Origin of the sequence: Puia sp., from assembly GCF_036500295.1 — a bacterium.
In the GTDB taxonomy this organism is placed as follows: Bacteria; Bacteroidota; Bacteroidia; order Chitinophagales; family Chitinophagaceae; genus Puia.
In genome coordinates, this window is record NZ_DASYCH010000096.1 from 1 (window position 1) to 11,460 (window position 11,460).

The window sequence follows — 11,460 nt, forward strand, 5'->3', positions numbered from 1 at the left end:
TCAGGATCGCCGTGGTATTTAACGCCCGATCCCATTTGTACAGATCTTCGACGGTGGAGTACAGCGCGCCGGCGGAGAAAGAAGCCGTTGAATCGACGATGGGTGCGGGCTGCAGATCGTTGCCCAGCCGGGAATAGCCCACTGCTTTGTACGGACTGCTGAGATGGGTGAAGTCGAATCCGCTGCTGGTCATCTTCAACGGCGTGAGTATCCTCTCCCTGACGACTTGCGGGTAGGGTTTTCCGGTCACCTTCTCGATGATATACCCAAGCAGTACATAGTTGGAGTTGCTGTACTCATATTTCGAGCCGGGTGCAAAGCCGAGCGGCTTATCCTTGAAAAGGGCCAGCATTTCCTCGTGCGAATGAGGGAGGGTGGCCTGATTCTTCATGAAAGCGGCATTCTGTGTATAGTTGTAGATGCCGGAGGTATGGGTCAGGAGGTTTTCCAACGTGACAGAATCGGCGAACGGCAAGCCGGGAAAGTATTTCGAGAGCTTATCTTTTACCGAGAGTTTTTTCTCCTGTTGCAGTTGCATGATCACCGCCGAGGTAAATTGCTTGGTCAGAGAGCCGATCTGGAAGATCGTGCGACCCTCATTCTTCTTCTTTGCCGCGGCATCCTGGTAGCCATAGCCCTCTTCCAACAGAATAGTGCCTTTTTGGGCGACCAGCACGGCGCCATTGACTCTTTCCGCGCGGACATAGGCGTCGACCAGTGCGTGCGCTTTTTCGACGCTGAATTGGGCGTTGGTTTGCAGAGAGAGAAGGAGAATGGTGGCGAGCAGGCAACCGGGTAGTTTTGGGTTATTCATGGCTTTGCTTATTCCTGCTAAATGTAAGCATAAGTTGCAGAACGGCTGTGGCAAAAATGAAGAGGGCAGCCACAAGTGCGGTGATATGTACGCCATGAAGAAAGGTACTACGCGCAAAGTCAAGCAGCGCAGGATCCTGCCGGTGCTGAGCCTCCTGGATCGCGGCGCCGATCGTGCTCCGGGCAGCAGCCGAAGCCTGATGTGCCGTCATCGCCTGCCGGTATACCGCAGTGCCGATGCTGCCGAGTGCCGCGACCCCAAACGATCCGCCAAAGCCGGTGCTGGTCTCCGAGAGGCCGGCCGCGGCTCCCGCTTTTTCGGGTGGCGCCGAGGCGACGACGAGGTCGATGCCGAGGGTGACCGTGAGTCCGCAGCCGCCGGAGAGGAAGAAGCTGGTTATCGCGAGAAGTCCGAGCGAGGTAGGGGTTAGAAAACAGAGCCCGGCAATACCCGCCGACATGACGAGCAGGCCGATGGCGATCATCCGGTCGCGGCTGATGTAGCGGACGGCCACGGGAGCCAGCATACAGAGCAGGACACTACCTGCCGCACCGGGTAACATCCATAAACCCGCCGAAAAGGAATTGACCCCGGCGACGGATTGCAGGTACTGACCGATAAACAGAAAAACCCCCGACCAACTGAACAGCGCGACAAACAGCGCCGCGATCGCCGCGTTGAAACGCGCATCCGAGAAGAGCTCCAGCTGGATGAGCGGGTTGTCGATCCGCCGCTGCCGGCGTACAAACTGCCAGGCCAGCAGGCCACCCGTCAACAGACAAAACACCGGCACCAGCGGCGAACCGGATTGCGCCAGCTGCTTGCCGCCATACACGATCGGAAGAATGGCCCCCATGAGGAGGATCGCGCTGATGCCGTCGATCGGTTTGGCGTTGCGCTGCCTGAATTCCGGCAGCAGGAAGGGCGCGAAGCCGAGCAGCAGAAGGATCAGCGGAACGGGCATCAGGAACACCGATGGCCAGCCGAAACGATCGAGAAGAAGTCCGCCGAAGATCGGGCCCAGCATCGTCCCCGCGGAGAAGCAGGTCGTATAGAGACCCATCGCAAACGTACGCTGCCGGGCATCGTGAAACAGATTGCGGATCAGCGACAACACGGTGGGCAACAGACTGGCGCCGGCAATGCCCATGATCCCGCGGGCCACGATGAGGCCGATTGCCGAGGTGGAAAAAGCCGCGAGGACCGAGGCCAGGGTAAACGCCGTGGCGCCCGTGAGCAGCAGCTTCCGAAGCCCGATGCGGTCGCCAAGCGAACCCATGACGATCAAAAGACCCGCTTCCAGAAACCCGAAGATATCGGTGATCCATAGCAGTTCGGTGGGTCCTGGCCGGAGTGCGGCGCTTAGCACCGGCAAGGCAAGATAGGTGACCGTCATGTCCATCGAGACGATGAGCGTGGGAAGTACCAGCAGCAGGAGGCCCAGCCATTCGCGGCGGCCCGCTTTGTCCGAAACAGGGATTGGAGCCTGGGTTATCATCCAACAAATCTATCGGCCTTCAGCCGATAAAAAAAGGTGGGTTTGCGGCAGAATATGGGGATATTCCGACAACGCCGATCGTCGTTACTCTTGTTTATGCTTGGTAGGCGTTTAATTTTCGCTCTTCTTACTTTTTTTTGGCGGCGACCCAAGGTTTGCGGTCAGTCTGTCAAAGTCGCTCTCAAAGAATCGGTCCTGCATGATCCTGTATTGTTCATACTGTTCCTCCGCGAGTCGTTTCGCTATCTCATGACTGATACTGCCGGAATTTTTCAGCGTGTTGTAGTCGTTGAATAGTAAAAAAGCATCGAGCTTTTGAGCCCACTCGGCCATGCTCATGGGAATATTTCGACGGGCCTGGTTCTCCGCATAATCGAGGTACATGGTCACTACCCTATTTAGTTCGGCAATTTCTTTTTCTTCGAGGTAGTTCTTGGCTACAGTCACGTCGGACTTCAGAATTTTTCCATCCGGAGCATTCTTCCAGGTGGTCAAACCCATATTCGGCTTAGTGACATAATCCTTGCCGAAATTTGCACCTTGCTTCAGTCGGTTATTGTCTAATACAAAGCCTTTTATTATGAATTCTCGCAACGTTTTTGTCGCCCAGATGCGAAAACGAGTGGCCTCCTTGCTGTTTACCCTGTAGCCAACGGCGATGATGGCATCGAGATTGTAGAATGCCACTTCACGTTCTACTTTGCGTTGGCCTTCTGTCTGAACTATTCGAAAATTTCGAATAGTTGACTTTTCATTGAGTTCCAGCGAATTAAAGATTTCTTTAAGGTGATAGTTTATGGTATTGACCTCAACATTAAACAACCCCGCCATCTTTTTCTGCGATAGCCAAAATGTTTCCTCTTCAAAGAGGACCTCGATCGTCGCCTTCTCTTCTGGCACGACATAAAACAGGATCTCGAATTTTTCCATTTTACTTTTCTCTCGTTGCCAAAGGTAAGGTTAGTTTCCTTCCTAACGTGTCTGGTGCTGGCTCCCGCGGACTTTTGCCGATTGACCGCAGACTTTTCGGGGTTACCCTCATCGGCCAAAATAGGCGGAAACGCCGGACTAGTTTTGGAAGATGAAAAAGATAATCGCTGTTGTTACAACCCTGTTTCTCATCGGCCGCATCCTTGCGCAGCCTCCGGGTGGCGGCCCTCCCGGCGCCGGCCGTCCGGGTGGAATGCCGGGGGTAACGGGTGGGGGCCCTAATTCGGGGCACCTGTTTGGGAAACTGGTCGACTCCTCGGGGAAGGGTATCGGCCGCGCCAGTGTGCTGATATTGAAAGTATCGACAGACGCCGCGGGCAAACGCAAAGAGATGCTCGCAAAAGGTCTGACGACGCAGGGCAACGGCGATTTTTCGGCGGAAGACCTTCCTGTAGACGTCGCATTAAAGGTGAAGGCTTCGGCGGTAGGCTATACCGAGCTCACCCGGGAGATCACCCTCCGGCCACCCGGCACGGAAAAAGATCTGGGCAGCCTGCCGATGTCCCCCAAGGCAAAGGAGCTCGAGCAGGTGGTGGTCACCGCCTCCAAGCCGGCGATGACCGTCGACATGGACAAGAAGGTGTTCAACGTCTCCAAAGACATCGTCAGCGCCGGAGGTACCGGTCTTGACGTCCTGAGGAACGTCCCCAGTATCAATGTCGATATCGACGGGAATATCAGCCTCCGCGGCAGCTCGCCGCAAATCATGGTAGACGGCAAGCCGACGACACTGACGCTCGACGAGATCCCCTCCGATGCGATCGAAAGCGTGGAAGTCATCACCAACCCCTCCGCGAAATATGACGCCTCGGGCGGCGGCGCGGGCATCCTGAATATCGTCCTGAAAAAGAACCGTAAGACGGGCTATAATGGAAGCATCCGGGGCGGCGCAGACAGCTATGGCGGGGTCAACGGCGGCGCCGGCCTCAACGCCCGGGAGAATAAGATCAACCTCTCCGCCGACATCAACACCCGCACCATGCGCGACCACTCCACGGGTACCATCGACCGAACCGATTACACCACCACCCCCGCCACCTATCTCAACGAGCACCAATTGGATACCAACCGCGGTAGCATGTATTTCGGTCGCCTCGGTGTCGACTACTTCGTTACCAACAAGACGACCCTCTCCCTCACCGGTTTCATGATGCACCACAGTATGACGAGCACATCGAATCTCGCGATGAGCACCGACAGTCTCTACAGCAGCGGGAAGATCAACCAATATAGCTCGGAGGAGATCGTCGGGGCGCGTGAGTTCAACGGTAGGGGCGGAACATTTGGATTCAAACAGCTGTTTGCAAAGGAAAAAGAAGAATGGACGGCGGATGCCAGCTATTTCTCGGGCAACGCGACCAACAACTCCCTGTATACGACAAACTATTATCTCGCCGGTAACCCGACGACCCTCTCGAGCTCCCAGCTGCAAAATATCGCCGGCGGCGGCAACGACCACAACATCATTCTGCAGACCGATCTTTCCGATCCGCTGACACCCCATACCACGCTGGAAACCGGGCTGCGCGCCGCTTTGCAAAGCCGGCTAAATATCAACAACAACTATAATTTCGATAGCGATTCCGGCGCGTATTTGCTCATGCCCTCCGCGGCCAGCAACTACCGGAGCCGCAGCAACGTCTACGCGGCTTACGCGACCCTGGCGAGCAGCATCGGCAATTTCAGCTACAAGGCCGGATTGCGGGTGGAGAGTTCGAATTACAATGGCACGCTGCTGAATTCGGGTCAGCATTTCAGCAATCAATATCCGCTGAGTCTTTTTCCCTCGCTGTTCCTCGGCGAGAAACTCGGCGACGGCCAGGAGCTGCAGCTGAGTTATACCCGCCGGATCAACCGGCCCAATTTTTTCCAGCTGGTGCCGTATACGGATTCTTCGAACAAGCTGAACATCACCCGGGGTAACCCGGACCTGGTTCCGGAGTATACGCAGTCGTTGGAGCTTTCCTATCTCAAGAGCTGGCGGACGAACACCACGCTGTTGGCATCCGTCTATTATAAACATACCGATCATTTGATCACCGGCTATATCGAAACGGATAGCACCGGCGGGACGAATACGCTGGTCAATACCTATATAAACGCGGAGAGCAGCTATTCGATGGGCGGGGAATTGACGGCGCAGCTGCCGCTGACCAAATGGTGGGACCTCTCCTCGAATATCAACGTATATCATTCGAAGATCAATGTGGCCGCTGCCGATGCACTGGCGCAGCAGGCGTTGTGGAGCTGGTTTGGGAAGCTGAATACGAGTTTCCGTCTGCCATCCAGCTGGAGCGTTCAGGTGTCGGGGATGTATCAGTCGAAGAGCAACCTGCCGGTGAACAGCAACAGCAATCAACCCGGTCCGCCGAATATGATGAACCAAAGCGCCTCTCAGGGATATATCAGGCCTTTCTACGAGGCCGATGTCGCGGTGAAGAAGACGCTGCTCAATAATAAGTTGTCCCTGATGTTGAGCTTTAACGATATCTTCCGCAGCCGCAAGCAGGATCAGGTGACCTATAGCAGCCTGCTGACCCAGGAGTATACCCGGCTTCGGAACCCGCAACTGCTTCGGCTGAATATCACTTATAATTTCGGGAAGATCGACGCCAGCTTGTTCAAACGGAAGAACAACAATGTCCAGACGGAAGAACAATAAAGAATTATATTTAAAGTATGAAACCAGGTTGGTATAAGCGCCGGGTAATGACGGTGCTGGCGCATGTGGGCGTCTGGGCGGTGGCGCTGTCGCTGCCCTTTTTGCTGGACACTCATCGCGGGATGGGGCATCGCAGGGTCCGGGACGCATTGGATCAACGGTTCTTCCTGCTCAATTTTTTAAGCAATTTGCTTTGGGTCGGGCCGTTCTATCTCAACGCCTACCTACTCCTGCCGAAACTCTTCTACCGGCGCCGGTATGGGCTCTACGCGGCCTGTCTGCTGCTGAGCTTTGCCGTGGTGCTGCTGATCCACTGGCAGTTGTTCGAGTGGATCATCGCGCAGTCCTGGTTTAGCTTTGTGGGGGCGATCGGCTTCCTGTTACCGGCCTTTATATTGACGGTGACGATCAGTACGACGATGCGGGTGGTGAGTGACAAGTTGCAGGCGGACCGGTTGACACAACAGCGGCAAGCGGAGAATCTGAAGACCGAGCTTAGCTTTTTGCGAAGCCAGATAAACCCGCACTTTATCTTTAATATCCTGAATAATCTTGTCGCGTTGGAGCAGATGAAGTCCCCGGAGCTGGGACCTACGATCCTGAAGCTCTCCGGCCTCATGCAGTACATGCTGTATGACACCGATGAAGAACGTGTGACCCTCGCCCGCGAAGTGGAGTATCTGCAGAGTTATATCGATCTTCAACGGCAGCGGTTTGGGCAGAAGGTGCCCATCACGGTGTCGCTGGAGGCGCCTGCGGGTAACTACGAGATAGAACCGATGTTGCTGATCCCCTTTGTGGAGAACGCCTTCAAACACGGCGTGGGACTGATCGAGAATCCGGGGATCGAGATCCTGCTGCGGGTGAAGGATAAGGTGTTGTTCTTTGCCGTGAGGAACCGGTATAACCCGGCTTCGCAGGAGACAAAGGACAAGGGGTCGGGGATCGGGCTGGGCAATGTGAAGCGAAGGTTGAAGTTGCTCTATGCTTCGCAGCATCGATTGCTGCTGAGCCAGAGCGAGGGTTGGTTTTTGGTTTCACTCGAATTAAATCTACACTGATGCTTCGATGTATTGCGGTGGATGACGAGCCGTTGGCGTTGCACCTGCTGACGGATTATATCGGCAAGGTTCCCTTTCTGGAGCTGGTGGCTTCCTGTGAGGATGCGATCGAGGCGGCGCGGGTGTTACAGGAGAAAGAGGTGGACCTCGTGTTTTCGGATATCCAGATGCCGGGACTGACGGGGCTGCAGTTTATCCAGAGTCTCGCGAAGCGGCCGATGTTCATCCTGGTGACGGCCTATAAGAAGTTTGCGCCGGAGGGTTTTGATCTGGAGGTAGTGGACTATCTGATCAAGCCCGTGGGGTTGGACCGGTTTATGAAGGCCTGCTATAAGGCGCAGGAGTTGTATCAGTTGAGAACGGGAGCCGCACAGACCTCGCCGGCCGCCGGCCCCGGGGCGCAAACCCCCGACTATCTATTTGTCAACGCCGATTATAGTCTCGTGAAAGTGCTTTTCGCCGATATCATCCGCATCGAGGGGACGGGCGGGGATTATGTAAAGTTCTATCTGCGCAGCAGCCCGAAGCCGCTGATGGTGCGCATGAGTGCGAAGGCGTTGGAAGCGGAGCTGCCCGGGGATAAGTTCCTGCGGATCCATAAATCGTATATTGTCGCCATCAGCAGCGTCACGGCGGTGCGAAAGAATAGTGTGTTTATCGGGGAGCTGGAGCTGCCGGTGGGGGAGACGTATCGGGAGGTGCTTAGGCAGTTGACACGCAAAGAGTTATGAGCTGGATGTGGAGCATAATGATTTGTCTGGTATAATTGACAAAAACTACGGTTTTTGTTTTTTGTACGGTATGATGGACAAAAAAACCGTCTCTCTCGGGAGACGGTTCTCAAGTCAAAGGTCCGGGTAAGGTCATCGAGATTCAAGCGATCAAAAATAGGCAGGCATGGCTATGGATATTCAGGGCGACATCATGGTTCGGAGTGGTTGTTGTGGGAAGCCTTGCTTTTCGGAGCGCGGGCTTCCAGTTGGGCCTTTACCAGCTGCATGATCTCGTCGAAGGTGAGATGACACAGTCTGGCGATGATGAGCAGTTCTTCGACAGTGAATTTTTCCGCGCGATGGATGAGATAGTCGAAGCGCGGACCGCGTTTCCCCAGGTCCCTGGCGACGACGGTCTTTTTCTGATACTGGAAAATGTCCTGGAACAGTTGGATCTTCCCTTCGTTCAGCATAGGTTTAATGATCTCATACCGCTTATCCGGCTGTAGCATACCCAAAGAAAGGATTTATCGGCGCCGGATGGCAGGATTTGCAATCTTTTCACTTTTTATGGGACAAACATTCACTTACTTAGTGCGATTCGGCACTTTGCAGTCACCAATTATTCATTTTTAGCGCTCCGTTTTGTCTCTTTTTGGCGGACGACCCGGGTCTTTCTTTCCGCCCCGACTATCCGCGCCCCTGCTCATGCCGTCGCCATTTCTTTCAACGCGGCCACGAAGCTGTCGAGTTCGGAAGGCAGGGTGAAAATATTCGGCGTGATGCGGCAACCCTGGACGCCGGCATCGGGCATATCGATGGCGACGGTATATATTTTATACTGATGGAGCAGCCGCGCGGCCAGGTCGCCCGGCATAATGCCTTTGATGCCCACATTCGCGATGGCGCAGGTGCGGCCGGGTTCGGCGGGGGTGTTGAGGATGACATTGGGCATAGGACGGACCTGCCCGGTCCAGTATTGTTGCAGATAGCGCAGCCGCGCTTCCTTTCGCTCGGGACCGAGCGTCGTGTAGTAGTCGATGGCGTCGTTGATCGCCAGATCGGTGTGAACGGGTAACGTCCCCGTGTGATTCAGTCTCGCGATACCCTCTGCGCCATCGGCCTCCGCCAGCAAAGGCCAGATCTTATTCGTCAGCTCCTTTCTTACATAAAGAATACCCGCACCCAGCGGAACGCTAAGCCATTTGTGCAGGCTCGCGCCATAATAGTCGCAGCCCAATCCGGGGATCGAGTGGCGGATATGCGCGAAGCTATGCGCCCCGTCGACCATCACCTCGACACCATGAGCGTGGGCCATGTCGGCGATCTTGCGCACGGGCAGGATCTGGCCGGTGACGTTGACCATATGGCTGACCATCAGCAGGCGCGTGCGTGGCGTGATGGCTTTCTCATACAGGGTTACCAGTTCTTCATCACCGGCGGGGTGGTTGGGCAGCGAGACCGTTCGGCAGACGACGCCATGCCGATGACTCACCTGGCGGAACATCTGTAACATCGCGCCATAGTCTTGTAGTGCTATAATCGCTTCGTCGCCCGATGCCCAGGGATATCCGGCGATGATCATATCGAGAGATTCGGTGGTGTTGCGGGTGATAACCAGTTCCCCGGGTGAGCAGCCGGCGATCATGGCGAGCCGGGCGGCGACAGCCTGCTTTCTTTCATACTGAACGGTGCGCATATAATACGCGCCTTCATAGTTGACCTCGCGCACATGGCGGATAAAGGCTTCCAGCGTTTGCTCGGGGAGGATATTGTAATAGCCGTTCTCGAGATTGATATAGTCCGGCTTCAGCCGGTAGCCCGAGCGGATGCCGGCCCAGAAATCCTCGTCTGCGGCAAGTGCGGCGCCGGGGGGAAGACCCGTAGGAGCATCGGCGGCCGACGAGCGGGACTCGTGACGCGCGATCCATTCGGCCATCGCCGAGAGCGGCTGGCTCCCGGCGGAGAGCGTGAAAGGGAGACTCGAGCCGGCGACGGCCAGGCCTTTTATAAAAGTCCTTTTATCCATAACGATCTTTTTCGGGGGTTGTTATAAAGATACGATTTCGACACAGTTATTGAAGAATCGACACACTTATCAAAAATTTCCGCTTATTTATCCGTGATGCGCATAAATAGGTGGTTGCACCTATTGCAGATTTATTTAAAATGTTGTCACTTTAAATAATCGACGAATGTACCGGTATAGTGTAGTCGAAATTCCGTTCCCCCCTTTTTACTGACTGAAAAAACACCTGGCCTATAAACCTTGCCCATATGCCACACCAAAACGCATGCCTATCCGCATGCCTGCTGCTTAACCTATGCCTCTTCTTTCACCCGGCACACGCTCAGGTCGCCGCAGACAAGCCAACGGCTTTGTCACCCGAAAAGACCGCTCCCTTGTCCTCTGCGAAGCCCACCGCTTTGTCCTCGAAGTATGCGGCGACCGTCGACGGGAAGATCTCCAAATTCGATCAACAGACCGAAACCTACACACGCCATACGCTGGATCGGATGATCCAAACGGAAAAGCGTATGCAGGCAAAACTGTCGGCTATCGACGCCCCGCAAGCCGATCGGCTGTTCGGTTATGCAATCGATTCACTTCAGCGAATGAAGGCAGGACTGCCCGCTGCCGCGGCAAAAGCAGGCCGGCTGATCAACGGAAGTTATTTCGCTTACGCCGACACCCTCCGGCAGACCCTGGCCTTTCTGCAAAGATCGACAGGCCAGGTAGACGCACTGGAAGGGCGGTTGAATCAGATCTCCACGATACAGAATTTTGTCCAGCAACGGATGCAGGTGCTCAACAGCGTCGCGGCGAAATATTCGCAATGCCTCGGCAACCTGCAACAACTTAATAAAACGGCGTTTTACTACTCGGCGCAAATGGCGCAATACCGGCTAATGTTGAAGAACCCTGCTACCATCGAAAGAAAGATGCTCGATCTCGTAGAGCAGTCTCCGGCTTTTCAAGATCTGATGCAAAACAAAGGCCGGCTGGCGGGGCTCTTCGCTCCCCGGTCGGTCTTTTCGAGCCTGCCGCTCACCGGTGCAGCCACCCCGGCCAGCGAACTGGCAAGCAGGGCCACCATGCAGCAATACATCAAAAAGAATATGCCGCTGATGAGCGATACCGCCGACCCGCTGTCGCAGCTGCAACCCAAATTCACCGCGGCCGGCAATCAGCTGCACGCGTCCGGCAGCGCGTCCGCATTTACTCCCAATACCCAACACACCAGATCCTTTGGTCAACGGATCGTCTGGGGCCTCGATCTGCAATTCGGCAAGGCGGTAAGCTATCTCCCGACAACCGCCAATATCGGCGTAACCGCGGGCTATCGGCTCAACGATCGCTTCACCGCCGGCATCGGCATCGACTACCTCATGGGAATGGGAACGGGCTGGAAGGATATCCACCTCTCCCACCAGGGCGTCGGCCTGCGCAGCTTTGCGAAATGGGAGATCAAAAAAGGCTGGAATATCCAGGGCGGCGCCGAATCCAACTACCTGACGGCCTTCAACAGCATCTCCCAGCTTCGGGCGCTGCCCAACTGGCAGACCTCGGCGTTGCTGGGGATCAGCAAACAATACCGGGTGAGCCGAAAGATAAGCGGCAACTTCCAGGTCTTGTATGATTTCCTTTACCGGCAACATCTGCCCAACACCCAACCCATCCTTTTCCGGCTGGGCTACGATCTCAAATAATTTTTTCAAAA

At 55.2% G+C, this 11,460-nt stretch carries 9 protein-coding genes; 4 read left to right on the forward strand and 5 right to left on the reverse strand.

The annotated features are described in order from the left end of the window. The 3 genes from VGM48_RS18995 to rhuM form a co-directional block, all read right to left on the reverse strand. Positions 1–814 (reverse strand): serine hydrolase domain-containing protein (locus VGM48_RS18995; protein WP_331582007.1); only part of this gene is annotated, 814 nt, incomplete at its 3' end. Continuing rightward, the gene (locus VGM48_RS19000) at positions 807–2,312 is read right to left on the reverse strand and encodes an MFS transporter (protein ID WP_331582008.1); all 1,506 of its coding nucleotides are present in this window, start codon (positions 2,310–2,312) and stop codon (positions 807–809) included. The genes VGM48_RS18995 and VGM48_RS19000, both read right to left, overlap by 8 nt. A 111-nt stretch (positions 2,313–2,423) precedes the next feature. Further along, positions 2,424–3,242, reverse strand: coding sequence for a RhuM family protein (rhuM, locus tag VGM48_RS19005; RefSeq protein ID WP_331582009.1), 819 nt, complete (start codon positions 3,240–3,242; stop codon positions 2,424–2,426). Positions 3,243–3,393: 151 nt separating this feature from the next. Here rhuM and VGM48_RS19010 point away from each other — a divergent pair, with 151 nt between their 5' ends. Genes VGM48_RS19010 through VGM48_RS19020 form a run of 3 tightly spaced genes read left to right on the forward strand, consistent with a single transcriptional unit; the run spans position 3,394 to position 7,756 of the window. Continuing rightward, positions 3,394–5,964: a TonB-dependent receptor domain-containing protein gene (locus tag VGM48_RS19010; protein WP_331582010.1), complete on the forward strand. Its 2,571-nt coding sequence runs from the start codon at positions 3,394–3,396 to the stop codon at positions 5,962–5,964. A gap of 17 nt (positions 5,965–5,981) precedes the next feature. After that, positions 5,982–7,025: a sensor histidine kinase gene (locus VGM48_RS19015; RefSeq protein WP_331582011.1), complete on the forward strand. Its 1,044-nt coding sequence runs from the start codon at positions 5,982–5,984 to the stop codon at positions 7,023–7,025. Next, positions 7,025–7,756, forward strand: a complete 732-nt coding sequence (locus VGM48_RS19020) for a LytTR family DNA-binding domain-containing protein (RefSeq protein WP_331582012.1) — start codon at positions 7,025–7,027, stop codon at positions 7,754–7,756. The genes VGM48_RS19015 and VGM48_RS19020 overlap by 1 nt, the downstream gene beginning before the upstream one ends. A 191-nt stretch (positions 7,757–7,947) precedes the next feature. Here the strand turns inward: VGM48_RS19020 and VGM48_RS19025 are convergent, their stop codons facing one another. Both VGM48_RS19025 and VGM48_RS19030 read right to left on the reverse strand, forming a co-directional pair. After that, positions 7,948–8,256 (reverse strand): hypothetical protein, encoded by a 309-nt coding sequence (locus VGM48_RS19025; RefSeq protein ID WP_331582013.1) that lies wholly within the window; start codon positions 8,254–8,256, stop codon positions 7,948–7,950. A 188-nt stretch (positions 8,257–8,444) separates the two neighbouring features. Continuing rightward, complete coding sequence (locus VGM48_RS19030; RefSeq protein ID WP_331582014.1) at positions 8,445–9,767, reverse strand: aminotransferase class V-fold PLP-dependent enzyme; 1,323 nt, start codon at positions 9,765–9,767, stop codon at positions 8,445–8,447. 248 nt (positions 9,768–10,015) lie between these two features. Here VGM48_RS19030 and VGM48_RS19035 point away from each other — a divergent pair, with 248 nt between their 5' ends. Continuing rightward, complete coding sequence (locus VGM48_RS19035; RefSeq protein ID WP_331582015.1) at positions 10,016–11,449, forward strand: hypothetical protein; 1,434 nt, start codon at positions 10,016–10,018, stop codon at positions 11,447–11,449. Positions 11,450–11,460 lie beyond the last annotated feature (11 nt).